This window comes from Streptomyces actinomycinicus (genome assembly GCF_016741775.1).
In the GTDB taxonomy this organism is placed as follows: Bacteria; Actinomycetota; Actinomycetes; order Streptomycetales; family Streptomycetaceae; genus Streptomyces; species Streptomyces actinomycinicus.
On sequence record NZ_JAERRK010000005.1, the window covers coordinates 441,627 to 466,971 of the forward strand.

Annotated in this window: 23 protein-coding genes, 1 pseudogene and 1 riboswitch; of the genes and pseudogenes, 10 read left to right on the forward strand and 14 right to left on the reverse strand. The window is 70.4% G+C overall.

What is annotated here, in order from left to right:
- Window positions 1–157: 157 nt before the first annotated feature.
- The gene (locus JK359_RS13750) at window positions 158–883 is read right to left on the reverse strand and encodes a DUF2625 family protein (protein WP_201835392.1); all 726 of its coding nucleotides are present in this window, start codon (window positions 881–883) and stop codon (window positions 158–160) included.
- A gap of 74 nt (window positions 884–957) precedes the next feature.
- Here JK359_RS13750 and JK359_RS13755 point away from each other — a divergent pair.
- Both JK359_RS13755 and JK359_RS13760 read left to right on the forward strand, forming a co-directional pair.
- Window positions 958–1,239, forward strand: a pseudogene (locus JK359_RS13755) (hypothetical protein); the annotation flags it as partial.
- Window positions 1,240–1,283: 44 nt separating this feature from the next.
- Window positions 1,284–2,096 (forward strand): PhzF family phenazine biosynthesis protein, encoded by an 813-nt coding sequence (locus tag JK359_RS13760; RefSeq protein ID WP_201835395.1) that lies wholly within the window; start codon window positions 1,284–1,286, stop codon window positions 2,094–2,096.
- Between the two features lie 37 nt (window positions 2,097–2,133).
- Here the strand turns inward: JK359_RS13760 and JK359_RS13765 are convergent, their stop codons facing one another.
- Together JK359_RS13765 and JK359_RS13770 are read right to left on the reverse strand one after the other, a co-directional pair.
- Window positions 2,134–2,934 (reverse strand): CPBP family intramembrane glutamic endopeptidase, encoded by an 801-nt coding sequence (locus JK359_RS13765; protein WP_201835397.1) that lies wholly within the window; start codon window positions 2,932–2,934, stop codon window positions 2,134–2,136.
- 172 nt (window positions 2,935–3,106) lie between these two features.
- On the reverse strand, window positions 3,107–4,624 hold the full coding sequence (locus JK359_RS13770) for a glutamate-cysteine ligase family protein (RefSeq protein ID WP_201835399.1): 1,518 nt from the start codon (window positions 4,622–4,624) through the stop codon (window positions 3,107–3,109).
- Between the two features lie 571 nt (window positions 4,625–5,195).
- Between JK359_RS13770 and JK359_RS13775 the strand changes: the two genes are divergently transcribed.
- The 7 genes from JK359_RS13775 to JK359_RS13805 all read left to right on the forward strand — a co-directional run bounded on the left by JK359_RS13775 (window position 5,196) and on the right by JK359_RS13805 (window position 11,136).
- Window positions 5,196–5,780: a hypothetical protein gene (locus tag JK359_RS13775; RefSeq protein ID WP_201835401.1), complete on the forward strand. Its 585-nt coding sequence runs from the start codon at window positions 5,196–5,198 to the stop codon at window positions 5,778–5,780.
- Window positions 5,781–6,102: 322 nt separating this feature from the next.
- Complete coding sequence (locus tag JK359_RS13780; RefSeq protein ID WP_201835403.1) at window positions 6,103–6,309, forward strand: DUF5999 family protein; 207 nt, start codon at window positions 6,103–6,105, stop codon at window positions 6,307–6,309.
- 286 nt (window positions 6,310–6,595) lie between these two features.
- Window positions 6,596–7,126 (forward strand): universal stress protein, encoded by a 531-nt coding sequence (locus JK359_RS13785; protein ID WP_201835405.1) that lies wholly within the window; start codon window positions 6,596–6,598, stop codon window positions 7,124–7,126.
- A gap of 148 nt (window positions 7,127–7,274) precedes the next feature.
- Window positions 7,275–7,697, forward strand: a complete 423-nt coding sequence (locus JK359_RS13790) for a hypothetical protein (RefSeq protein WP_201835407.1) — start codon at window positions 7,275–7,277, stop codon at window positions 7,695–7,697.
- Window positions 7,698–8,105: 408 nt separating this feature from the next.
- Window positions 8,106–10,064, forward strand: a complete 1,959-nt coding sequence (locus JK359_RS13795; RefSeq protein WP_201835409.1) for an APC family permease — start codon at window positions 8,106–8,108, stop codon at window positions 10,062–10,064.
- A 64-nt stretch (window positions 10,065–10,128) separates the two neighbouring features.
- Window positions 10,129–10,524, forward strand: coding sequence for a TOBE domain-containing protein (locus JK359_RS13800; RefSeq protein ID WP_201835410.1), 396 nt, complete (start codon window positions 10,129–10,131; stop codon window positions 10,522–10,524).
- 192 nt (window positions 10,525–10,716) lie between these two features.
- Window positions 10,717–11,136: a TOBE domain-containing protein gene (locus tag JK359_RS13805; RefSeq protein ID WP_201835411.1), complete on the forward strand. Its 420-nt coding sequence runs from the start codon at window positions 10,717–10,719 to the stop codon at window positions 11,134–11,136.
- Between the two features lie 78 nt (window positions 11,137–11,214).
- Here the strand turns inward: JK359_RS13805 and gcvP are convergent, their stop codons facing one another.
- Entirely contained in the window at window positions 11,215–14,100 is a 2,886-nt protein-coding gene (gcvP, locus tag JK359_RS13810; protein ID WP_201835413.1) for an aminomethyl-transferring glycine dehydrogenase, read from the reverse strand.
- Window positions 14,101–14,274: 174 nt separating this feature from the next.
- Window positions 14,275–14,369: riboswitch (glycine riboswitch) on the reverse strand.
- A 119-nt stretch (window positions 14,370–14,488) separates the two neighbouring features.
- Between gcvP and JK359_RS13815 the strand changes: the two genes are divergently transcribed.
- Complete coding sequence (locus tag JK359_RS13815) at window positions 14,489–14,860, forward strand: PRC-barrel domain-containing protein (protein ID WP_201835415.1); 372 nt, start codon at window positions 14,489–14,491, stop codon at window positions 14,858–14,860.
- Here JK359_RS13815 and JK359_RS13820 read toward each other — a convergent pair.
- From JK359_RS13820 to clsA, 10 genes are all read right to left on the reverse strand, one after another.
- Complete coding sequence (locus tag JK359_RS13820; RefSeq protein ID WP_201835417.1) at window positions 14,782–16,404, reverse strand: DNA polymerase IV; 1,623 nt, start codon at window positions 16,402–16,404, stop codon at window positions 14,782–14,784. The genes JK359_RS13815 and JK359_RS13820 overlap by 79 nt on opposite strands.
- 79 nt (window positions 16,405–16,483) lie before the next feature.
- Window positions 16,484–17,167, reverse strand: a complete 684-nt coding sequence (locus JK359_RS13825; RefSeq protein WP_201835419.1) for a MerR family transcriptional regulator — start codon at window positions 17,165–17,167, stop codon at window positions 16,484–16,486.
- A 263-nt stretch (window positions 17,168–17,430) separates the two neighbouring features.
- Entirely contained in the window at window positions 17,431–17,904 is a 474-nt protein-coding gene (locus JK359_RS13830) for a bifunctional nuclease family protein (protein WP_026253112.1), read from the reverse strand.
- Window positions 17,905–17,989: 85 nt separating this feature from the next.
- The gene (ftsR, locus tag JK359_RS13835; protein WP_201835421.1) at window positions 17,990–18,727 is read right to left on the reverse strand and encodes a transcriptional regulator FtsR; all 738 of its coding nucleotides are present in this window, start codon (window positions 18,725–18,727) and stop codon (window positions 17,990–17,992) included.
- Between the two features lie 42 nt (window positions 18,728–18,769).
- Window positions 18,770–19,600 (reverse strand): zinc-ribbon and FHA domain-containing protein, encoded by an 831-nt coding sequence (locus JK359_RS13840; RefSeq protein ID WP_201835424.1) that lies wholly within the window; start codon window positions 19,598–19,600, stop codon window positions 18,770–18,772.
- A 190-nt stretch (window positions 19,601–19,790) separates the two neighbouring features.
- The gene (locus JK359_RS13845; RefSeq protein ID WP_201835426.1) at window positions 19,791–20,645 is read right to left on the reverse strand and encodes a DUF881 domain-containing protein; all 855 of its coding nucleotides are present in this window, start codon (window positions 20,643–20,645) and stop codon (window positions 19,791–19,793) included.
- 5 nt (window positions 20,646–20,650) lie between these two features.
- A complete protein-coding gene (locus JK359_RS13850; protein ID WP_003988855.1) occupies window positions 20,651–20,983 on the reverse strand; it encodes a small basic family protein in 333 nt (110 codons plus the stop codon).
- Complete coding sequence (locus JK359_RS13855; protein ID WP_201835428.1) at window positions 20,980–21,897, reverse strand: DUF881 domain-containing protein; 918 nt, start codon at window positions 21,895–21,897, stop codon at window positions 20,980–20,982. The genes JK359_RS13850 and JK359_RS13855 overlap by 4 nt, the downstream gene beginning before the upstream one ends.
- A 122-nt stretch (window positions 21,898–22,019) precedes the next feature.
- Complete coding sequence (locus tag JK359_RS13860; RefSeq protein WP_201835430.1) at window positions 22,020–24,515, reverse strand: mannose-1-phosphate guanyltransferase; 2,496 nt, start codon at window positions 24,513–24,515, stop codon at window positions 22,020–22,022.
- Between the two features lie 114 nt (window positions 24,516–24,629).
- Entirely contained in the window at window positions 24,630–25,238 is a 609-nt protein-coding gene (clsA, locus tag JK359_RS13865) for a cardiolipin synthase ClsA (RefSeq protein WP_201835431.1), read from the reverse strand.
- Window positions 25,239–25,345: the final 107 nt, after the last annotated feature.

Genomic DNA, 25,345 nt, shown 5'->3' on the forward strand with positions numbered 1-25,345 from the left:
TCGGATGCACTCACCCCGACACCGGAGGCTCCAGGCCCAGGGCTACTGGGTCAGGCCCAGGGCTACTGGGTCAGCGGGTGCTCGTGCCGGTCGTGGGCCGATTGCGAGCCGGTTCGCGGACGGTCCGGACGCGGTCGTCTTCGCGCGGCGAACCCGGTCACACGTCGCCGAGGAACCCGGGGTCGGCCGGTCCCATCTGCCGGGCGAAGTCCGCGGCGACTCCGATGACCTCGCGCATCGGCACAGGCCGTCGGCTCGTCGCCGCGAGATCGGCGTGGGCCTCCTCGGACCACAGGAACGGATACACGGAAATGCCCTGCGACAGGTCCAGGGCCGCGGTTTCCTCGCGCCAGCCGGGCCACCGCAGCCCGTCGTAGAACGTCTCCAACCGGTCCGAGAGCAGCCAGGAGACCCACTCGGAGTGGCCCATCTGCATCTCTTCCCATGTGAGAGTGTCGGGCGCGAAGTACGTCATCTGTCCCGGCACCCCGGGCCGGCCCCCGCCCGCAGGATCCCCACCGTTCAGCGCGAAGACTCCACCGACGACGTCCTGGCCGACGACAAGACCTGTGGCGGGATACCACAACGGATCGAAGTCCGCGGGGAAGCGGTTGGCCCGCGCCAGACTCGGAAGCCCTCCACCCGTGCCCGGACCCCCGCCGAACACTCGCACCCACCCGTCGTCCAGGAGCAGTCCGCCGGTGTTCAACGCCAGAGCCCCCAGCGCCGATCGCGCCGTGACCTGCATCTGCAGAAGGCACCGGCGACCCTCGTCGGCATCGGCAGGCAGCACCTGAACGGGAACGGTGCTCGCCGAGAGCATCTCCCGAAGCTCCGGCCACGCCGGATCGCCCACATTGACCAACTCGTCGATCTCTCGCATCCGAGGATGGTCGCACCCCTGGTCACCGCCTGATCACGCGGGCTCGGCCGCGCGCAGGGGGCAGCCGGTGCCGGCCCGCGCTCAACCCGGTGCAGACCCTGTACGCCAACCTGATGGGCTCCGTCGTGGTGGTCCGGTCCCTCCTGCGGGTGGTACGGCCGCTCCCGCTGCACGGGCTCCTCGACGGCGTCGCGCGCGTGCTGTTCTCACTCTGGCAGGCCTACGCACCGGCGCACGGCGGGCCGGCGGTGCTGTGGCCGTTCCTCGTGCCGGAGGTGTCGTTCGGTGTGGCCCGGCTCGCCCCGTGGCCGATGGCCCGGGGCGAGCGCGGCACGGAAGCAGTCCGGGACTCGTGAATTGGCCTTGGGCCGCGAGCCGCAGGAACCACTAGCGTCGGGCCATGCGCATTCGAATCGTGGACGCCTTCACCGACCGCCCCTTCGCCGGGAACCCGGCCGGGGTACTGCTCCTGGACGACGTCTTCCCGGACGACGACTGGCTCCAGAACGTCGCCATGGAGGTCAACCACGCCGAGACCGCCTTCGCTCACCGGCTGGCCGAGGACGGCGAGGCGGACTGGGCGCTGCGCTGGTTCACGCCCGTCGCCGAGGTCGCGATGTGCGGGCACGCCACGCTCGCCACGGCCCACGTCCTGCACACCACCGGCGCTCACCGGGGGCCGGTGCGGTTCGCCACCCGCAGTGGCGTACTGATCGCCACGCCCGGCGCGGACGGCTCGATCACCCTCGACTTCCCGACCGCACCGCTCACCCCGGTCGAGATCCCGGCCGGGGTCGGCGAGGCGCTCGGCGCCGAGCCGGTCGCCGCCTTCGACACCGGCCCGAACGTCGGCGACCTGCTGGTGGAGCTGGCCGACGAGAAGACGGTCCTCGGCCTCTGCCCCGACCTCAAGGCCCTCGGTGCCCACTCCTCGCGCGGCATCATCGCCACCGCCCGCGCCGACGACCCGTCCCGCGGCCACGACTTCGTCTCGCGGTGCTTCTTCCCGAACGTCGGCATCGACGAGGACCCGGTCACGGGCAGCGCGCACACCGCGCTCGCGCCGCACTGGGCCGCCCGCCTCGGCCGCGGCGAACTCACCGGGCTTCAGGCGTCCCGCCGCACCGGGCTGGTCCGCACCACACTGCACGGCGAACGCACGCTGCTCACCGGCCGCGCGGTCACCGTCATCGAGGGCGAGCTGCGCGCCTGACGGCCGCCTCGGGCGGTCGGCCCGGGCCGTGGCTGTCTCAGGCGGTGGGCAGCCAGCCCACCTTGCCCGCGAGGAGGGCGTAGCCGACGAACGCGCCGATGTCGAGCAGCGAGTGCGCGACGACCAGGGGCCCGACCCGGCCCCAACGGCGGTACAGCCAGACGAACACCACGCCCATGGCCATGTTGCCGAGGAAGCCGCCGATGCCCTGGTAGAGGTGGTACGAACCGCGCAGGACCGCGCTGGCCACCAGTGCGGTCCCCGGCGTCCAGCCCAACTGGCCCAGCCTGCGCAGCAGGTAGCCGACGACGATCACTTCTTCGAGGATCGCGTTCTGCATCGCCGAGAGGATCAGCACGGGGTACTTCCACCACACGTCGGGGAGTGCCTCGGGTACGACGGTGAGGTTGAAACCGAGGCCGCGGGCGGCCAGGTAGAAGGCGATGCCGGTGCTGCCGATCACGGCCGCGATGCCGGCGCCCCGGGCCAGGTCGGGCCAGGGGCGGGTGCGGTCGAAGCCGAGGACGCGCAGGCTCGTGCCCTCGCGCAGCAGCAGGTGGGCGACGAGGGCCACGGGGACCAGGGCGGAGGCGATGCCGAAGAGCTGCCAGGCCAGGTCCAGCCAGGGACGGCCCGGCGCGGCCGAGGCGTTGAGGGTGGCCGCCTGGTCCTTGAGACCGCCGGGCTTGGTCACCGAGCCGATGAAGCTGATCAGCGCGGACACCCCACTCGCGCCGAGGGAGAGCGCCAGCACGATCACTGTCTCGTCCCTCAGCATCTGCCGCGGGTCGCGCTCCCGCGCCGAGGAACCGGCCACCGAGTCAGCCTCCACCTGCACCCCTGCCTCCACCCGCCTCACGGGCCCCTGGCCCACCTCTGCCAGGCAAGGATCGCAGAAACACCCACCAAACCTGCCCCCAGCCCACCCCCACCAACAGCCGACCCCCTCGCCAGAGCTGCCTCCCCCGAGCCCCGGTGGCGGTGGTGTTGCGGCGGCCGCGAGGCCTGGCTCAGCCCAGCCGCGCCGGCTCGGGCAGCCCCACCGGCCAGGTGTGCACCGGCTCCCCGACGTGCATCAACTCGGCGTACCGTCGCGTCGTGGCCGCCAGAGCCGCTTCGCGGGACAGCCCCTGCTCCAGTGCCCGGTGGAACGTGGCCGCCTGCCACGACGCCCCGTTGACCCGGCGCCGGCAGCGTTCCTCGATCACACCGAGGTAGAAGTCCCGGTCGGCGGCTTCCACACCCCACGCGTCCAGCCCGGCCGAGGCGAGCGGCAGCAACTCGTCACGGACCAGCGTGACCGCGTCGACCTCGCCCGTGCCGCCGTACCGTCCCCGCCGCGGCCAGACGAAGCGCGCGTCGATGCCGTACCGGCACGCCGCGTCGAAGTTGGCCTCCGCGGAGGCGAACGGCAGCCGGGTCCACACCGGCCGGGACTCCTCGGCGAGGGCCCGGACGAGGCCGTAGTAGAAGGCCGCGTTGGCGATCACGTCCGTGATGGTCGGCCCGGCCGGCAGCACCCGGTTCTCCACCCTGAGGTGCGGAACCCCGTCCGCGATGCCGTACACCGGCCGGTTCCAGCGGTAGATCGTGCCGTTGTGCAGGACGAGTTCGGCAAGTCTGGGCACCCCGCCCGCCTCCACGACCTCTAGCGGTTCCTCGGCGTCGCAGATCGGCAGCAGGGCCGGGAAGTAGCGCAGGTTCTCCTCGAAGAGGTCGTACGCGGAGGTGATCCACCGCTCTCCGAACCAGGTGCGCGGCCGTACGCCCTGCGCCTGCAGCTCGGGCGGCCGGGTGTCGGTGGACTGGAGGAACAGCGGGGGCCGGGACTCCCGCCACAGTTCATGGCCGAAGAGGAAGGGCGAGTTGGCACCCACGGCGATCTGCGCGGCGCACGCCACCTGGGCCGCGTTCCACACATCGGCGAACCGGGCCGGGGTGACCTGGAGATGCAGCTGTACGGAGGTGCAGGCGGCCTCGGGCACGATCGACTTCGAGGTGCACACCAGGTGCTCCACGCCCTCGATGTCGAGCCGGAAGTCCTCTCCGCGGGCGGCGACGATCTGGTCGTTGAGCAGCGTGTAACGGTCGACCTCGGAGAGGTTGGAGGAGACCAGGTCGTCCCGGTCCAGCGTGGGCAGGATGCCGATCATGACGATGCCGGCGTCGACCTCACCGGCTTTCCGGTCGGCGTAGGCGAGCGATGTGCGCAGCTCCTCGGCGAGCCGGTCGAACACCCGGCCGCCCAGCCGGTGCGGGGCGATGTTGACTTCCAGGTTGAACATGGCCAGCTCTGTCTGGAAGTCCCGGCTCGCGATGCGCTCCAGTACCTGCCCGTTCAACATTTTCGGCATACCGTCGGGCCCGGCGAGATTCAATTCGATCTCGACGCCCATGAGGTTCTTGGGGCGGTCGAATCGCTTCTCGCGCAGCAGCCGCTCCAGTCCCGTGAGGCACTTCTGGAGCTTTTCACGGTATCGCTGGCGATCGGACAGGTCGAACTGCCCTGCGACGACCTTCTCCCCCATCTAAGTGTCCTTCCTCGGATGGGCGGGCCGACGATCCGGCCGCCGGGCTCCCAAGTCAGGTGGGATGATGCCCAGCCGAAGCGATCGATAACGTCCCGCGCGAGCCCTCCGCCCGCTACCCTGTCGGATTATTCCCGGCGGCACATTCACGAGGCATGCCGCAGCTCGCATCTTCGGGTGCCCCGCGAGCCTCGTGAAAAACGCCGACTACATTTGGCCGACCGCTACCGGCGCGTACGCCGAGGTCAGCAGCGAGGCACCCGTCCGGAAATCGGGATGAGTTTCGTAAATCAGCGACCTAATTCCGCCTTGCCAGAATCTCCGGGTTGAGATAGACGAAAGATCGACCGAACACGCGTCGTATAAACTTCGTCCACAAGGCACAAGGTTGGCGCCCTCGGTCCCGGTTTCCGCCGTGTTTCTGTCGTCCCGGTTGACGGGCGGCAGAGCGAGCCTCACCCTCGTTCACACCCGACCCGGGCCCCCACCTCTCCGGCCTTCCGTGAGCAGACAGCGCCGTCCGCCCCACCTTTCTCGCGCCGCCGCGCCTGTCGACTGAGAGGCGACCCACATGCCGCTGCACGTGCCCCCTGCCCCTGCGCCTGCCCTGCGCTCCGTCCTCACGGCCCTCGGTTCCCCCACCGCGGTCCGTGAGGCCCGTACCCCCTCCCTGCGCGCCGCGCAGGGTCCCGTGACACCAGAGCTCCCACTGCCGGTCCACGTACTGGACCGGATAACCGCGCAAGGCCTGTCCGCGACGCGGCTGGCCGGCTGGCGCTTCCTGATCCGCTGCGGCGACCGGGCGGTGGCCGCCGCCGACACCATGCTCACCCCGGACGGCTGGGCCTTCTCGCACTTCTTCGAGGGCCCGTACGTCACCTCCACCGAGCGCGCCCTGCAGCAGGCCGAGGGGCTGCAGCAGTCGTACCAGGCCCGGCTGCTCTCCGTGCCCGGCCTCTACATGCTGACCCTGTGGCTGCACGGCGAGTGCACCGGCGACGGCACCGAGGGGCATCCGGCCGCCACCGACCTGCTCGTTCCGCTGGCCCCGGCACCGCCCGGCATTTCGGCGCACCGGCCGTTCCGGGTCGCCGAACTGCTCCCGGTGCTGACCCATCGGGCGACTCCTCTTCCCCTGCTCGGCTCACCTGCCTGACAGGGGCCCGCGTACCCCGCCGCCCGGAAGGGAAGCGGGGTACGCGTGATTTTCCGGAGGACGGCGGACCCGCGCCGACAGGCATATGCCAAGGATTCTTTCGCCCCTGCCCCGGGGGACTAGCTCTTTCCGGTCAGTGCAAACCACCCAAAGGGACAGTGCAGTTGGACTGAACCGTCCGCGCGGGTGACGCGTCATGAACCAGTGAGAAGCGGTGCTGTGAAATCCCTGCGGAATCACCCGCGGAGGACAACACTGGTTTCGGACCGACTCATCATCACGGGGGACGGACATGATCACGACAGACCGAAAGATCCCGCCCATGTGCCAGCACCAGACGCCCTGCCCACCTGCCGAGTCCGCCGACCGGGAGTCCGCCCGTCTCGTGGCGCACCACCCGGAGCAGGGATGGAGCCTGCTGTGCAACGGCGTCCTGCTCTTCGAGGACACCGGTGAACTGCTGCCCGACGGCAGCATCATCGCCCCGCACCGCCCGCTCGGTACGGACAGGGTGATGACCGCCGCCTGAACAGCACAGTGACCTGAGGGGCCGGCCGCACACACTCGATGCGCACCGGCCCCGACGCATACCCGGGGCCGACTGCGGAGGGTAGCGGGACGGTTCGCGCAACGGGAGCGGTCCTGGGGCGCCCGCCCCGCGCGGTGCGGCGCGGACACGGCTTCCGACCAGCGACAGCGCCGCCCGGCTGGTCGAATCGGCGGTGCAGGAGTGGGATGGAAGGAAGCGAGGCCCTCGCGGACGAGCCCGCCTTCGGGAGCCGTCCCGTCGGTGCCTGTGCGGAACGGGTGGAACCATGTCCGGTTACGACGTCTCGGCGGTCGCGCGCGTGGTGGTCGGGGTGAGCGGCTCCCTGGGCAGCGTCACGGCCCTGCGGCGGGCCACCTCGCTGGCCCGCCGGCTGGGAGCCGAGCTGTGGCCGGTGCTGGCCTGGGAACCGCCGGGCGGCGATCCAGCGGCACGCCGCAGCCCCGAGGCCGGCCCGATGGCCGCCGAGTGCCAACGGCTGGCCAAGCAGCGGCTGGCCGCGGTGCTGGACGAGATCTTCGGGGCGGACGGACCCGGGGTGCCGATGCGCGCCGTCGTCGTCCGCGGCGCACCGGGCCGGGCGCTGGTGGCGACCGCCGACCGGGAGAACGACGTCCTGGTCGTGGGCGCGGGACGACGCGGACTGCAGCGGGCCTTCTCGGGCCGGGTCTCCCGGCACTGCCTCGCCCACGCGGTGTGCCCGGTCCTGGCGGTGCCCCCGTCCCCGCTGGAGTCCGAACTGCTCTCCGTCCACCGCCGCAACACCTGGCATCTGCGCATCGACCCACGGGGCCTGTGAGGCCAGGCACGCGTACCTGCGAGGGCCTGCACGCACGGTCCGTGAGAGTCCGGGCCGCCGCTGCCGTTCCGTCAAGAACCGTCCCCCGGCCGTCAGGGCACCGTCAACGCGGGGTGCGGCGGACCGCCGTCCGACTACCGTTTCCCTCATGGAGCGCAGCCACGACGCACACCCCCGGGCGACGGGCCCGGCCCCCGCGCCCTCCACCGCCGCGACCGTGGTGCACGACCGCAGCTGGGCGGAGGATCTGCGCCGTTCGGTCTGCTGCGCCGGAGCGCTGTTCGGACTGCTGCTGTGCGTCGACCGGGTCGCCGGCTCGCTGACCTGGTGGCGGGCCGGCCTGTGGCTGCTGCTGGCCCTGATGCTGCGCGACGCCCTCGGCAGCCGCGTCGAGATCGACCCCGAGGTGCTCGTGCGCAACCCGGACCTCTGGCACCGGCTGGACGAGGGCGCCCGCAGGTCCGAGGCGACCGGATCCCTCCGGTGCGGCACGTCGGCCCTGCACCGCTTGGAGCGCCGCCTGGACCGGGAGACGGCCCTGGCCGTCTTCCGCACCTCGGGAATGGAGTGAGCGGGCCGGAGCGGGAGTGCACCGGCCGGGTCCGGACGGACAGGCCGGCAGTGTGCGGACCGGGACCGGACGGACGGACGGGCCGAGGGTATGCGGACCGGGACCGGATGAACGGGCCGCGTGGAGGGGGCGGGTTCCGAGGCGGCGTAGGTCATGACGCTCGATGTCCACGGCCGCGCCCCATGCCCGCCCGGCGACGGACGGGTCACCCGACCGGCCGCGCCGGCCCCGACCACCCGCGGCCTCCGCTTCTTCGTGCGGCCTCCCCTCGTCCGCACCATTCTTAACGCAAGCTTGACGCCTCGCGCCCCCTGATCCATGGGCCCGGGCGTCACGCTCTGCTTACGCTGGTGCCGCCGTCCGCGTGATGGCCGGAAAGAGCTGAGCCGCATCACCAGGAGCACGCCGATGGCCACGACCGAGCGCCCTCCCAGTACCAGCCGCCTGCGCGCCTGGATGCTGGAAGGACTGTCCGACATGGGCAAGGGCGGTGGCCACACCGGACCGCACGCCGAGCCGGAGCCCGCGCACCAGGGACAGCGCTGGTGGCGGGTGATGTGCCTGACCGGTGTCGACTACTTCTCCACCCTCGGCTACCAGCCGGGCATCGCGGCCCTGGCGGCCGGACTGCTCTCCCCGGTGGCGACCATCGTGCTGGTCATCGTCACCCTGGCCGGTGCGCTGCCGGTCTACCGCCGGGTGGCCGACGAGAGCCCGCACGGCGAGGGTTCCATCGCGATGCTGGAGCGGCTGCTGTCGTTCTGGCAGGGCAAGCTCTTCGTGCTCACGCTGCTGGGCTTCGCGGCCACCGACTTCCTGATCACCATCACGCTCTCCGCCGCCGACGCCTCCACCCACCTGGTGGAGAACCCGCATCTGACGGAAGCCCTGGACGGCAAACAGATGCTGATCACCCTGTTCCTCGTGGCACTGCTGGGCGCCGTCTTCCTCAAGGGCTTCCTGGAGGCGATCGGCGTCGCGGTCGCGCTGGTCGGCATCTACCTCGCGCTCAACGTCGTCGTCGTGGTCTCCGGCCTGTGGCACGTCGTCACCGCCGGCCATGTGATCACCGACTGGGGCAGCGCCCTGACGGCGGAGCACGGCAACGTGTTCGTGATGATCGGCGTCGCCCTGATCGTCTTCCCGAAGCTCGCCCTCGGCCTGTCCGGATTCGAGACCGGTGTCGCCGTCATGCCCCACGTCAAGGGCGACCCCGACGACACCGCCGAGCGGCCGGCCGGCCGGATCAGGGACACCAAGAAGCTGCTGACCACGGCCGCGCTCATCATGAGCTGCTTCCTGATCGCCACCAGCTTCATCACCACGCTGCTGATCCCGGAGAAGGAGTTCGAGACGGGCGGCCAGGCCAACGGCCGCGCGCTCGCCTACCTCGCGCACGAGTACCTGGGCAACGTCTTCGGCACGGTGTACGACGTCTCGACCATCTGCATCCTGTGGTTCGCCGGCGCCTCCGCCATGGCCGGTCTGCTCAACCTGATGCCGCGCTACCTGCCCCGGTACGGCATGGCCCCGCACTGGGCGCGCGCGGTGCGCCCGATGGTCATCGTCTTCACCCTGGTCGCGTTCCTGGTCACCTGGATCTTCGACGCCAGTGTCGACAAACAGGGCGGCGCCTACGCGACCGGTGTGCTGGTGCTGATCAGCTCGGCCGCGATCGCGGTGACCATCGCCGCGCGCAAGGCGGGGCAGCGCGGCTGGACCATCGCGTTCGCGGTGATCTCGGCAGTGTTCCTGTACACGACCGTGGTGAACGTGATCGAGCGCCCGGACGGTGTGAAGATCGGTGCCTGCTTCATCGCGGGCATCATCCTGGTCTCGTTGCTATCCCGGCTGGCCCGCGCCTTCGAGCTGCGCGTGACCAGCGTGACGCTCGACCCGATGGCGGAACGATTCATCCGGGACATGGCCAGCCGGAAGATACGGTTCATCGCCAATGAACCGGACCATCGTGACAAGGCCGAGTACCGCGACAAGCTCGAGCAGATCCGCGCCGACAACGACATGCCGGAGCAGGAGGACTTCGTCTTCGTCGAGGTCACGGTCACCGACCCGTCCGAGTTCGAGGCGGGCCTGACCGTACGCGGCGAGGTGCTGCACGGCCGCTACCGTGTGCTGACCCTGGAGTCCGCCTCCATCCCGAACGCCCTCGCCGCACTGCTCCTGCACGTCCGTGACGCCACGGGCTGCACGCCGCACATCTACTTCGAGTGGACCGAGGGCAACCCGTTCGCCAACTTCCTGCGCTTCTTCCTCTTCGGCCAGGGCGAGGTCGCCCCCGTCACCCGCGAGGTGCTCCGCGAGGCGGAACCGGACCGGGTCCGCCGGCCCCGGGTGCACACCGGGTGACGACGCGCCCGATGCACGGCCCCCGCATCCACGGGTCCCGGTGCATGGCCCTATCGTGACCGGCATGCAGTCCTACACGATCGGCCAGGCCGCGCGGCTGCTCGGCGTCAGCCCGGACACCGCCCGCCGCTGGGCCGATGCCGGCCGGGTGACCACCCACCGCGACGAATCCGGGCGGCGCCTCATCGACGGCAGGGATCTCGCCGCGTTCTCGGTCGAGCTGGCCAAAGGCGGAGTCGGCGAGGAGGGCGCCTCGCACACCTCCGTCCGCAACGCCTTCCCGGGCATCGTCACCGCCATCAAGCTCGGTGACGTCGCCGCCCAGGTGGAGATCCAGGCCGGCCCGCACCGGCTGGTCTCGCTGCTGACCCGGGAAGCCGTGGAGGAACTGGGCCTGGAGGTCGGCATGGAGGCCACCGCGCGCGTGAAGTCCACCAACGTGCACATCGACCGCCCCTGACGAGCGGAACACCGTACCCCGCAGCACCCCACCGGGCCGATGCCCGGCTGTCCTCCACCGGACCGGTGCCCGGCTGTCCCCCGCCCGGACCGGTCGCGGCGCTGCTCCGTGCACCGGTCCGGGCGACGGCCGGAACGACCCGTACCCGCACATACCCTTCCCGGCCCTCCCCGCGCACTACGGTGAGGGACCATGACCCTGAGCATCCGCAACCAGCTCCCGGGCACCGTCACCGAGGTGCACCCCGGCGAAGTCATGGCCACTGTCAAGGTCCGGCTGGACGGCGGCGGGGAGCTGACGGCCGCCGTCACCCGCGAGGCCGTCGAGCAGCTCGTCCTCGCCCCCGGCAGCCCCGTCCGCGCGCTGGTGAAGTCGACCGAGGTCTCCCTCGCCACCAGCCGTGTCGAGGGCCTGTCGATCCGCAACCAGTTCGCCGGCACCATCACCCAGCTGTCCACCGGCGAGGCCATGGCCTCGGTCAAGGTCACCATGGAAGCCGGCCAGCTCACCGCCGTGATCACCAGGGACGCGGCCGACGACCTCGGCCTGTTCGTCGGCTCCGACGTCATCGCCCTGATCAAGGCGACCGAGGTGTCCCTGGCGACGGCGTAGGCAGCGAGAACGCCGGCCGGCCGGGAACGGCCGAGGGCCCCGTCCGTGGCACGGACGGGGCCCTCGGCCTCGTTACGCTCAGTCCTCGTAGGCGTCCAGCGGCGGGCAGGAGCACACCAGGTTGCGGTCGCCGAAGGCCTGGTCGATGCGGCGCACCGGCGGCCAGTACTTGTCGGCGGTCGAGACACCGGCCGGGAAGACGGCCTCCTCGCGGCTGTAGGCGTGCTTCCACTCATCGCCGAGCGCGGCGGCGGTGTGCGGGGCGTTGCGCAGCGGGTTGTCCTCCGCGGGCCACTCGCCCGCGCCGACCTTCTCGATCTCCGCGCAGATGGCGATCATCGCGTCGCAGAACCGGTCCAGCTCGGTGATGTCCTCGGACTCCGTCGGCTCGATCATCAGCGTGCCGGCCACCGGGAAGGACATGGTCGGCGCGTGGAAGCCGTAGTCGATCAGGCGCTTGGCCACATCATCGACGCTCACGCCGGTCGCCTTGGTGAGCGGGCGCAGGTCGATGATGCACTCGTGAGCGACCAGGCCGCCGGGGCCGGTGTAGAGCACCGGGTAGTGCGGCTCCAGGCGCTTGGCGACGTAGTTCGCCGACAGCACGGCCACCTGGGTGGCCCGCTTCAGGCCCTCGCCGCCCATCAGACGGACGTACGCCCACGAGATCGGCAGGATGCCGGCCGAGCCCCACGGAGCCGCCGAGATCGGTCCGACGCCCGTCTCCGGGCCGGCCTCCGGCTGCAGCGGGTGGTTCGGCAGGTACGGCGCCAGGTGCGACCGTACGGCCACCGGGCCGACGCCCGGGCCGCCACCGCCGTGCGGGATGCAGAACGTCTTGTGCAGGTTCAGGTGGGAGACGTCACCGCCGAAGTGGCCCGGCTTGGCCAGGCCGACCAGGGCGTTCAGGTTGGCGCCGTCGACGTACACCTGGCCGCCGGCCTCGTGCACCTGGGCGCAGATGTCGGCGACGTGCTCCTCGAACACACCGTGCGTCGACGGGTAGGTGATCATCAGGACCGCCAGTTCGTCGCGGTGCTGCTCGATCTTCGCGCGCAGGTCCTCGACGTCGATCTCGCCGTCCTCGGCGGTCTTCACGACGACTACCTTCATGCCGGCCATCACGGCACTGGCCGCGTTGGTGCCGTGCGCGGAGGACGGGATGAGGCAGACGGTGCGCTGCTCGTCGCCGTTGGCGCGGTGGTAACCGCGGACGGCCAGCAGACCGGCCAGCTCGCCCTGCGAGCCCGCGTTCGGCTGCAGTGAGACCTTGTCGTAGCCGGTGACCTCGGCGAGCCGGTCCTCCAGCTCATGGATGAGCGTGAGGTAGCCCTGGGCCTGCTCGGCGGGCGCGAACGGGTGCAGCTGGCCGAACTCGGGCCAGGTGACCGGCTCCATCTCCGTGGTCGCGTTGAGCTTCATCGTGCAGGAGCCCAGCGGGATCATGCCGCGGTCGAGCGCGTAGTCACGGTCGGCCAGCTTGCGCAGGTAGCGCAGCATCGCGGTCTCCGAGCGGTGCTGCTGGAAGACCGGGTGGGTCAGGTACTCGTCGGAACGGAGCAGGGCCTCGGGCAGCGTGTCCTCGGCGGTCGCGTCCAGCGTCTCGATGTCGCCCGCCACACCGAAGGCGGCGAAGACGGCCTCCAGCTGGGCCCGGTTGGTGGTCTCGTCGCAGGCCGCGGAGACGTGGTCGGCGTCGACCAGGCGCAGGTTGACCCCGTTCTCCCGCGCGGCGGCGACGACCTCGGCGGCCTTGCCGGGCACCCGCGCGGTGACCGTGTCGAAGAACGCCTCGTGGACGATCTCGACACCGCCGGCCTTCAGCCCCCCGGCGAGGATGGTGGCGTAGCGGTGGGTGCGCCGGGCGATGGTCCGCAGGCCCTCGGGACCGTGGTAGACGGCGTACATGCCGGCCATCACGGCGAGCAGCACCTGGGCGGTGCAGATGTTGCTGGTCGCCTTCTCCCGGCGGATGTGCTGCTCACGGGTCTGCAGCGCGAGCCGGTAGGCCTTGTTGCCGTCGGCGTCGACGGAGACGCCGACGAGCCGCCCGGGCAGGCTCCGCGCGAACTTCTCGTGCACGGCCATGTAGCCGGCGTGCGGACCGCCGAAGCCCATCGGAACACCGAAGCGCTGGGTCGTACCGACGGCGATGTCGGCACCCAGCTCGCCCGGGGAGGTCAGCAGGGTCAGCGCCAGCAGATCGGCGGCGACCGTCACCAGGGCGCCCAGCTCGTGCGCCTGGTCGATGACCGGCTTGATGTCCCGTACGGCACCGGAGGCGCCCGGGTACTGGATCAGCACGCCGTTGATCTCACGGGCGGCGACCTCGGCCGGGATGCCGTCGCTGAGGTCAGCCACGACGACCTCCACACCGGTCGGCTCGGCGCGCGTCTGGATGACGGCGATGGTCTGCGGCAGCGCGTCCGCGTCGATCAGGAACAGGCCCTTTTTGTTCTTGCCCATGCGCCGGGACAGCGCCATCGCCTCGGCCGCGGCGGTGCCCTCGTCCAGGAGGGACGCACCGGAGGTGGGCAGACCGGCGAGTTCGGCGACCACGGTCTGGAAGTTCAGCAGGGCTTCGAGCCGCCCCTGGGAGATCTCCGGCTGGTAGGGCGTGTAGGCCGTGTACCAGGCCGGGTTCTCCATGACGTTGCGCAGGATGACCGGCGGAGTGAACGTGCCGTGGTACCCGAGACCGATCATGGAGCCGAGGACCTGGTTGCGGTCGGCGAGCGAGCGCAGTTCGGCGAGCACCTCGGCCTCGGTGCGGGCGCCCGGCAGGTCGAGGGCGTCGGCGTTCTTGATCACATCGGGGACGGCGGCGGCGGTCAGCTCGTCGAGCGAGCCGTAACCGACCTGGGCGAGCATCTTCGCCCGCGCCTCCTGGTCGGGCCCGATGTGGCGCTGCTCGAACGGAATGCCGGCTTCGAGCTCGGAGAGCGGGGTGCGATGGGCGGTCATTGCGGAGGCCTCCTGGTCTGACGCGACCTTCGAGGGGCACCCCGGTACGGATACCCCGACGGCCTCCCCCTCTGTCATCTCAACCTGAGAGCTTCACCGGACGCCCGTGGGCGCCGGCTTTCACCGTCGGTGAGAGCGGAAGCCGTCGACATCCGCTCTGCTTTCCAGAGTGACCTCGTCCGTGCGGTACGTGGGCCTGAGAGATTCCGGGGAGGATTTGCTCCTTCGGCGCCCCCGAGGTTGTCGGAGGACTCTCCCGCACGGGGTCAGCAGCCGCTGTCAGCCTACCAGCGAGGTCAACGCCCGGACCCTCGAGTGGCCGCCTCCCTGAATGTGCTCTTTTGTAGTGCTTACGGATGAGTTGCGACCACGTGGAGGGAGAGGGACCGTGCAGACCGACATCGATCCGCGCAACCTGATCGGCCGCAAGGCGTTCGACCGCAATGGCACCAAGATCGGCACCATCGACGAGGTCTATCTCGACGATGCGACCGGCGTGCCCGAATGGGCGGCCATACGCACCGGCCTGTTCTCGCGGGACGCGTTCGTCCCCCTGGAGCCCAGTGAACTCGTCGAGGGCACCCTCCACGTCCCCTTCGACCGGGCCCTGATCAGGGACGCCCCCGACTTCGGTGTCGGCCGCCACCTCTCCCCGGAACAGGAACTCCAGCTCTACCACCACTACGGGCTCGACGTGGCCTCACCCCCCACGGTCCCGGACCACGACTTCGGCAAACTGGCGGGCTCCGAGGAGTCCTGACCCGCGTCGTCCTCGGCCTGATCCTCTCCGGAGGGTTCCGGGGCCCGGGGCGGAGCCCCGGGACGGTCGCTGCCCGGCCTGCCGGCACGGGCGACTGGAGGGACGAGGTCAGCGGCCGGGGGGACGAGGTCGGCGGCCGGGACGATGTTCGCGGCCCGGTGGTCGAGGCCGGCGGCCGGGTGGTCGAGGCCGGCGGCCGGGTGGTCGAGGCCGGCGGCCAGGACCAGCGGCAACGGCTCGGCCGGCGCCAGCGCGGGATCGTCGACGAAGAACGTCCGCACACGTCCCGGCTCGGACTGCGGTGTCTCGAACCGCACCGTGACCCGCCCCAGCCCGCTCCCCTGCACCCACCCGGGACCCCACTCGGCGTGCCGCACGTCCTGCCCGGCCCGCCACTGCCGCTCGGCCGGCTCCGGCTGCTCCGCCGGCGCCTCGGGCACGGCCTCGTCGGCCGGATCCGCTGCCCGCTCCCCCGCCGCCTGCGCGAACAGGTCCTCCTGCGTGTAGTCGGCGAGCCCGGTGACCCCCACCCCGAGCAGCCGCACCCCGCCCGTGGTGTCCACGGAGTCCAGCAGCCGCGCAGCCGCCTCCCGGACGACCGCCGGATCGTCCGTGGGCCCCCGGAGCGTCTCGGAGCGGGTCAGCGTCGAGAAGTCGTACCGCCGTACCTTGAGCACTATGGTCCGCCCGGACACCCCGGCCTCCCGCAGCCGCCGTACACACCGGTCGGCGAGCCGCTGCACCTCCAGACCGACCCGCAGCCGGTCGTGGATGTCCACGTCGTAGGTGTCCTCCACCGACACGGACTTGGCCTCCCGCTCCGCCACCACCGGCCGCTCGTCCCTGGCCAGCGCCATCGCGTACAGGGCGTGCCCGTGGGCCTTGCCGAGCAGCCGGACCAGCTCGTCCTCGCCCGCCTCGGCCAGTTCCTCCACCGTGGTGATCCCGGCCCTGCGCAGATGGTCCCCGGTGGCCGGACCGACCCCCGGCAGCGTGCGCACCGGCATCGGTCCCAGCAGCGTCCGCTCGGTCCCCGGCTCGATCAGCACCAGACCGTCCGGCTTGGCCTGCTCCGACGCGATCTTCGCGAGCATCTTGGAGGCGGCGAGCCCCACCGATCCGGTGAGCCCGGTGACCGCCCGGATGTCCGCCCGCAGCCTGATCCCGGCCTGCCGGGCCGACTCCCTGTCCCGGGCCGCTCCCCCGGCCTCCAGGTCCACGAACGCCTCGTCCAGGCTCAGCGGCTCCACCAGCGGTGACAGCTCCCGCAGCAGCGCCATCACCTGCTCGCTGACCGCCCGGTAGAGGGCGAAGCGCGGCACCAGATAGGCGGCGTTGGGTGCGAGCCGGCGGGCCTGTGCCATGGGCATCGCCGAATGGACCCCGAACACCCGTGCCTCGTACGACGCGGTGGCCACCACCCCGCGCGGTCCGAGCCCGCCCACGACGACCGCCTTCCCGCGCAGGCTCGGCTTGGACGCCTGCTCCACCGAGGCGAAGAAGGCATCCATGTCGAGATGCAGGATCGTGGGCGCGTTTCTCACATGTCCGATGCTGCACCACGGCACTGACAATGCGGTGGTGCGGCGGGCGCCGCTGGTGCAGCGGACAGTGACCCGGTGGTCAGACCGCCCGGTTGCGGCGCCGCGCCAGCTCGTCCGCCGGGTTGTGGCCGACGAGCGTCTCGCCGGTGTCGACGCGCTCGCCGTGCAGCTGGGAGAGGGCGCTTTCCACGTCCCGCCACACCACACCGACGGCGATCCCGAAGACGCCCTGGCCGCCCTGGAGCAGTGCGTGCACCTCGTCCGGCGACGTGCACTCGTACACCGTGGCACCGTCGCTCATCAGCGTCATCCGCCCCAGGTCACGGAAACCGCGTTCCCTGAGGTGCTGGACGGCCGTGCGAATGTTCTGCAGCGACACCCCGGTGTCCAGGAAGCGTTTCACGACCTTCAGGACGACCACGTCCCGGAAGCTGTACAGACGCTGCGTGCCGGACCCGTACGCGGGCCGCACACTGGGCTCGACCAGGCCGGTGCGGGCCCAGTAGTCGAGCTGCCGATAGGTGATGCCGGCAGCCGCGCAGGCGGTGGGCCCGCGGTAGCCGATCTCCTCGGACGCCATGGACGCCACCCCTCCGCCGTTCGGCACCGCCATCGGCAACTGTGGGGCGTGATCGGCCCCGCTGCCGGGATGGGGGACTCCCCCGCCGGAGCGCAGCCGCGAGTTCGGGGGCGGGTACGGACCGCTCTCCCCGAAACCGCGTCCGGGGGCACCCCCAGCCGTACCGTCGCCGCTGATCCTCACGCCGACCTCCGTCCTTGACCTGCCTTCTCGACGGTAGGCAGTCACCAGGGGTGCGTCAACGATCGCCACACTCGGCACGCCGAGTGATAATCACCCTAGGAGTGGTTTCCCGTGTCCCACCGCGGGGAAAGGCTAGCCGAATGCGCTGGCGGGGGGCCGTAGGACGCTCTCACTGGCCGGGGGCAATTGCCGGGGAACGGTCCGCGCGAAGCCGCCCGCCGCCCCGACGGAGACCCGGGTGCGGCGGGCAAGGCCCGCGCGTCTCACTGGCTGCTGGTGCCGAAGTCCTCGGGCGAGATCTGGTCGAGGAACTCGCGGAACTTCTCCACCTCGTCCTCCTGCTCATCGGGAATGGCGATGCCCGCGTCGTCCAGCACCGTGTCACTGCCGTAGATCGGCGTTCCGGTGCGCAGGGCCAGCGCTATGGCATCGGAGGGCCGGGCGCTGACCTCGACCCCGCTGGCGAACACCAGCTCCGCGTAGAAGACGCCTTCCCGCAGATCGGTGATACGCACTTCGGTCAGCTCCTGGCCGACGGCCTCCAGCACGTCCTTGAACAGGTCGTGGGTCAGCGGTCGCGCGGGGGCCATGCCCTGCTGGGCGAAGGCGATCGCCGTCGCCTCCCCCGGCCCGATCCAGATGGGGAGGTAACGGTCGCCCCCCACTTCTCGCAGGAGCACGATCGGTTGGTTGGAGGGCATTTCGACCCGGACACCTACGACATCGAGCTCGTTCACACAGCAACCCTAGGCCGTGGTCGGGACGTTTGGGTAGTCGGGCCGGGAACAGGTGGCCGATCCGGCCGGTCCGGGGCACTCCGGGTCAGGGCAGCCGCACGCCCAGCGCGGTCTTCACCAGAGCGGCGTGGAGCTTCACGGTGAGCGCCGCCAGCTCCTTCGTACGGGCCTCGGCCAGGGCCCTGGTCTGGGGGTTGCGGTGACGCTTCAGCGGGGCCACCACTTGGTCGACCAGCCCCGCCTCGCGGTCGGCGGCGGCCTTCATCGCCCGAAGGTGGCGCGGCTCGATCCCGAACCGGCCCAGCTCGGAGACGAGCGCCGCGACGGTGACCGCCTCGGCGTCATAGGCCCCGTCCGCCAGCGGAGCGACGAGCCCGTAGGACTCCCACTCCTTCAGCTCGTCCTCTCCGATGTCCGCGGCGGCCAGCAGCTCCGCCCTGCCCACCCTGGCCACCGTCGGCCCCTCCACGGGCGCCGGCACGTCGTCCGCAGTGCGCTGACGCCCGACCAGGGGCAGCGCGACGGCCTCGCCCCGCTCCATGGCGTCCAGGTGCTCGCGGATCACCTTGAGCGGCAGATAGTGGTCCCGCTGCATCCGCAGGACGTGCCCGAGGCGCTCGACGTCCCCGGCGCTGAACTTGCGATACCCCGACGGGGTCCGCTGCGGCTCGATGAGCCCCTCCGACTCCAGGAAGCGGATCTTGGAGATGGTCACTTCGGGGAACTCGTCGCGCAGCACGGTCAGCACCGTGCCGATGCTCATCAGCCCACTGTCCCTGGCGGCGGTACCGCTTCCGGCACCGCCGCTCGGTGTTTGAAGCATGGACCTTCCCTGGGGTCCCCCCGGACGCGGTCCGGGGGCGGGTCAGATGCCCTGCCGGCTCGCGTAGAACACCAGCCGGTACTTTCCGATCTGCACCTCGTCACCGTTCGACAGGGCGACCTGGTCGATGCGCTCGCGGTTGACGTACGTGCCGTTCAGGCTGCCCACGTCGGCCACCGTGAAGGAGCCGTCCGGGTGGCGCCGGAACTCCACGTGCCGCCGGGAGACCGTCACGTCGTCCAGGAAGATGTCGCTCTGCGGGTGACGGCCGGCCGTGGTCAGGTCACTGTCCAGCAGGAAGCGGCTGCCCGAGTTCGGCCCCCGGCGCACCACCAGCAGCGCCGAGCCCATCGGCAGCGCGTCCACCGCGGCCTGCGCCTCCGGCGACAGCATCGGCATCTGCGTCTGACCGGTGACCTCGGCGTCGTAGGCCTCGAGACCGGAGATCGAGATCGTGGACGTCGTCTCGGACGCTCGCTCGGGCGCCACTCCAGGGCGCAGCGGCGCCCCACAGTTGGAGCAGAACCGGGCGTTCTCCGCATTCCGGTTACCGCACCTCGTACACACCAGGACCGACATGGACGGATCCTCCTGCCGCGGCTGCCCCGCCGGGGCGTTGGACGCGTACGGGTCGGAGGCAAACCCTCCACCCGTACCTGAGGTTGACGGTTGCCCGAAACCTATGCCTCCGGACTGGGCAGGGTCAACAGACGCCGCGCCCTGACCACCGGAAATGTCACCGCCCGGACCAGCGACCTGGTCCCGGAACAGTGGGCGCTGGCCCTCCGCGTCAGGCTGTGCGCGATGGCGAGCGGTCGCGTTGTCGCTGCCCTCTCGCGCGCTCTTGCCGAACAACTTCGCAAACAACTTCACGGGCGATTCCCCTTGACCGAAACAGACCCGCCCGTGGGGCAGGACGAACCCTGATTGCCTACACCGGCCGAGCCGGACATTCTCACAACGTCCGTATCCACCAAACAGTTTCCATCACGCACCACCCCTTCGGTGCGCCGACCCCCCGCAACCTCATGCCCCTGCCGGACGTACCGCATGCACCACCGGTTCACTGGGAGGACGACCGAGCGTAGTCAGGCCGCTTCACCTGTCGCAAGGCGTCCACGACGATCTTGTCCGACCGCTCCACGGTCACCGTGGCCTGCTCCTTCTCCAAGGTCTGCACCACGCCTCCAGGGATGTTCAGCGCCGGCTCGAGGTCCTGCGGCTTGCCGATGACCTTGAAACGAAAGGGGGCGTTGATCTTGTTCCCGTCGACGCTCACAGACTTACCGGAACCGGTGAAGTAGGTGCCTGCCACCACCCGGACCCCGTTGACCTGGATCGCCTCCGCGCCGGCCGCGCGCAACTCCTGGATCGCATCGAGCAGCATGTCCGCCTGGACCGTCCCCTTCGTGTCCTCGATCGTCATGGTGATGCCGGGACCCCGCGCCGCCACGGTGCCCGCCAGGACGCCGAGTTGCTTCTCCTTCTCGGCAGTCTGCTTGCGGGCCTCCGCCGCCTGGTCGGAGCTGCTCTGCAACTCCTGACGCTGCTTTTCGAGTCCCTGCTTCTCGTCCTCAAGACGCTGAGTACGCGAATCCAGTTCATCGAGGATGCGGACAAGATCTTCCTGACGTGCGCCGCGCAGTGCGCTGTCGGTGTCGCTGTTGGACGCCACCTGCACGGCCAGGCCGAAGCCGAGGCCGAACAGCAGCAGCGCGACGATGAGTTGGGCCCGCGTGAAGCGCGGCGGCCACAGCCCCTTGACGAGCCGCTGCCGGCCGGTCAGCGGCTGCCCGGACTGCTCCCCGGCCGGCTGCCCGGCCTCGGGCGCGGACAGGGGCACCTCGGCCGGCAGTTCTCTGCGCAGCCTGTTCTCGGGCTGGTCGGGCCGGCCGTCGCGGTCGTTCTGCTCGCTCATGAACCTCACGCCCGGAAGACGTGCCGCCGGATCGCCGCGGCGTTGGAGAAGATACGGATACCCAGGACCACGACGACACCCGTGGACAGCTGCGCGCCCACACCCAACTTGTCGCCGAGGAAGACGATCAACGCGGCCACGACCACGTTGGACAGGAACGACACCACGAAGACCTTGTCGTCGAAGATGCCGTCCAGCATGGCCCGCAGACCGCCGAAGACGGCGTCCAGCGCCGCGACGACGGCGATCGGCAGATAAGGCTCGACGACCGCCGGAACCTCGGGCCGGACCAACAGGCCGGCCACGACTCCCACGACGAGGCCCAGTACGGCGATCACGATGTGCCCTTCTCAGTCTTCTCGGTGCTCGGCTGTGCTGTACGTACGATCACGCTGGGTGCGGCGGGCAACCGGACGTCGCCCTCCACGGAGATCGTGGCGCGGATGCCGTAGTTCTCTTCCAGAGCATGCAGATACAGGCCGTCGGCGCTGTTCTGGAACCTGGTGCTCAGCCTCTCCCCGTCCCCCACCGCCAGCACCGTGTACGGCGGCACCAGCGGCCTGTTGTCGACCAGTATCGCGTCACCCGCGGCCCTGATCGCGGACAGGGCGGTCAGCCGCTGCCCGTTGATGGAGACGGCCTCGGCGCCCGAGGCCCACAGCCCGTTGACCACGCGCTGCATGTCGCGGTCGCGCACCCGGCCGGTGTCGGAGAAGCCCGAGGTCTCCCGCGGGTTGCTGCCGTCACCGCCGCTGCTGGCCTCCTTGGCGTCGTCCACGACGAGCTTGACGCCCGGCCCGTGCGCCGCGGTGGCCCCCGACAGCAGACCCACGAGATCCGCCTGGGCGCTGCCTCCGCTGGACTTCAGAGCCGCCCGCTGGCGCGCGCCGACGTCGTCGCGCAGCTCGTCGACAGTGTCCTCGAGCTGGTCCGCGTCCTCCGTCTCGCTGTCGATGCGATCGATCAGCTCCTGACGCTCCTTGGCCACCACGGGCGCGGCCACCCGCGCCTGTGCCGCCCCGACGGTCACGACCAGCGCCGCGAGCACGAGGCCGGCGGCCAGTCCCAGCTTGGCCCGGAGCGTCTTCGGCAGACCGCCCTCGCCCCGGGCCTTCTTCCGGGCGGCGGCTTCGGCGTACCCGTCGTCGAGGCTGTGGTCCATGACGTTGGTGATCAACGACATGGAGGCGTCCGGACGCTGCGGCCGCGCGGGGCTGCTCCGAACGGGGGGTTGCTGCGGCATGCCGCACATCGTCGCATGTCGCGACCAGTACCTCCGAACGGCCCCACCGGCGTGCCGGACAGGCCCCCTTGGGGGACACTTGTCCGGCACGCACGCGTGCAGCGGCTTTTGCCGTTCCGGACCGCCGGGTGTTACCGGCCGGCGCTGTCCACGACCGCCGACCACTCGTCGAGCAGGGCCTGCGCGGATGCGTCGTCCGGCCCCTCGGCCCACAGGTGGGTGACCGCCTCGGCCGGGTCGGGCAGCACCATCACCCAGCGCCCGTCGGTCTCCACGACCCGCACACCGTCCGTCGTGTCGACAAAGCGATCTCCGGCTGCCTCGACCACCCGCCGCATCACCAGGCCCTTGACGGCCCAGGGAGTCGCCAGGTCCCGCTTGAGGACGTGGGCCCGCGGAATCCGCGCGTCGATCTGGCTCAGGGTGAGCTGCGTCCGCGCCACCAGCCCGATGAGCCGCACGAAGGCCGCCGTGCCGTCGTAGACTCCGCTGAACTCGGGGACGATGAAGCCGCCCTTGCCGTCACCACCGAAGATGGTGCCCTCTTCGCGCCCCACGCGCGTGAGGTCGTCGGGCGAGGTGGTGGTCCACTCGACCTGGGTGCCGTGATAGGCGGCCACCTGTTCGGCGATCCGGGTCGTGGTCACCGGCAGCGCCACACGCCCGCTGCGCCGCTCAGCGGCGACCAGGTCCAGCATCACCAGCAGCGCCCGGTCGTCCTCGATGATCCGGCCCTTCTCGTCCACGAGCGACAGCCGCTCGCCGACGGGGTCGAACCGCACGCCGAACGCCGCACCCGAGGACGCCACGATCTCCCCGAGCCGCACCAGCCCGTTCCGCCGCATGTCGCCCGTTTCCGTGGGCCTGGACTCGTCGAGGCCGGGGTTGATGGTCAGCGAGTCCACACCGAGCTTGCCGAGCAGGCTGGGCAGTACGAGGCCGGCGCTGCCGTTCGAGGCGTCCACGACGACCTTGAGACCGGATTCCGCTATCCCGGTCGTGTCCACGTTCCGCAGCAGCGATCCGGTGTACGAGTCGAAGACGCTCGCCGGGAAGTAGAGGTCACCGATTTCACCGGGGAAGGCCCGCCGGTACTCCTGCCGCGCGAACACCCGGTCCAGCTTGCGCTGGCTGCCCTGCGAGAGGTCGGCGCCCTGCCCGTCGAAGAACATGATGTCGACGGAGTCCGGGACGCCCGGCGAGGTACGGATCATGATGCCGCCGGCGCTGCCGCGCGCGGTCTGCTGCCGCGCCACGGGCAGGGGGACGTTCTCCAGGTCTCGCACGTCGATGGCGCTGGCCTGGAGAGCGGAGATCACCGCACGCTTGAGCGCGCGGGCGCCCCTGGAGTGGTCGCGGGCGGTGGTGACCGTGGAGCCCTTCTTCAGGGTCGTCGCGTAGGCCCCGGCGAGCCGCACCGCCAGCTCGGGCGTGATCTCGACGTTCAGGATGCCGGAGACGCCCCGGGCGCCGAACAGATTGGCCTGGCCCCTGGACTCCCAGATCACCGAGGTGTTGACGAAGGCGCCGGCCTCGATGGTCTTGAACGGGTACACGCGCACGTTGCCCTGGACGATCGATTCTTCACCGATCAGGCACTCGTCGCCGATGACCGCGCCGTCCTCGATACGGGCGGCACGCATGATGTCGGTGTTCTTGCCGACGACGCATCCCCGCAGATTGCTGTGCTGCCCGACGTACACGTTGTCGTGCACGACGGCCTTGTGCAGGAAGGCACCGTTCTTGACGACGACGTTCGATCCGACGACCGTGTGCTCGCGGATCTCCGCGCCTGCCTCGACCTTGGCGTAGTCGCCGATGTACAGCGGCCCGCGCAGCACGGCGTCGGGGTGCACCTCTGCGCCTTCGGCGACCCAGACACCGGGCGAGATCTCGAAGCCGTCGATGTCGACGTTGACTTTGCCTTCGAGCACGTCGGCCTGGGCCTTCACATAGCTCTCGTGCGTGCCGACGTCCTCCCAGTAACCCTCGGCAACATAGCCGTAAACCGGCTTGCCTTCCTTCATCAGCTGCGGGAAGACATCGCCGGACCAGTCGACCGGAACATCGGGTTCGACGTAGTTGAAGACCTCGGGCTCCATGACATAGATGCCCGTGTTGACCGTGTCCGAGAAGACCTGGCCCCAGGTCGGCTTCTCCAGGAAGCGTTCGACCTGTCCTTCCTCGTCGACGATGGTGATGCCGAACTCGAGCGGATTGGGCACACGGGTCAGACAGACCGTGACCAGCGCGCCCTTCTCCTTATGGAAATTGATCAGATCAGTGAGGTCGAAGTCGGTCAGCGCATCGCCGGAGATGACGAGGAAGGCATCGTCCTTCAACGCCTCTTCGGCGTTCTTGACGCTTCCGGCGGTACCGAGTGGCTTCTCCTCATTGGCATAGGTGAGCTCCATGCCGAGTTCTTCGCCGTCGCCGAAGTAGTTCTTGACGAGGGAGGCCAGGAACTGCACGGTGACGACGGTCTCGGTGAGCCCGTGCCTTTTGAGCAGCCGTAGCACGTGCTCCATGATCGGGCGATTGGCCACGGGCAGGAGCGGCTTGGGCATGCTAGAGGTCATGGGGCGCAGGCGCGTGCCTTCGCCCCCGGCCATCACGACGGCCTTCATGTCGGAAGCGTCCTCCTCCAAGAGACGACGGTCTAGCCGACTTCACCCGTCCAGATTGTCCCGCACTTTTCCCCCGCGGGCCATCGAGGCGTCAGGTCTGGACAATCGCCGAGCTCAATCGGCCGTGGCGTCCGCGCGAACCAATCGGCGGACCTGTACCACGTAAAGCACTCCTGCCCACCAGTAGAGGGTTGTACCCCATCCGGCGAACGCCCATCCGAAAACGGCGGCAAGGGAGGCGAGCCAGCCCGTGCCGTCGCTGAGGAGCAGAAGCGGGAAGGCGTACATCAGGTTGAAGGTTGCGGCCTTGCCCAGGAAGTTCACCTGCGGCGGCGGGTACCCGTGCCGGCGGAGGATACCCACCATCACCAGGAGAACCAGTTCTCTCACCAGCAGCAGGGCGGTCAGCCAGAGGGGCAGGATCTCGCGCCAGGTGAGACCGACCAGCGTGGAGAGGACGTACAGCCGGTCCGCGGCGGGGTCGAGGAGCCGGCCCAGGCTGCTGATCTGGTTCCAGCGCCGGGCGAGCTTGCCGTCGAGATAGTCGCTGACCCCGCTCAGCGCCAGGATGAGGAGGGCCCAGCCATCGCTCTTAGGACCTCCGAACTCCGGCCTGAGGATCAACCACAGGAACAGGGGTACGCCGACGAGCCGTGCCATGCTGAGGATGTTGGGGATGGTGAGGACCCGGTCTGTCTGGACACGGGTCTCCTGGACCTCCACCCGGGGGCCTCCTGTGCGAAACGAGCCAACGATGCCCACTGACCTTACCTCAACGCAAAAAAGCTCCGGCCCCTGGGCAGTGCCCAAGAGCCGGAGCTGTAAAAGGA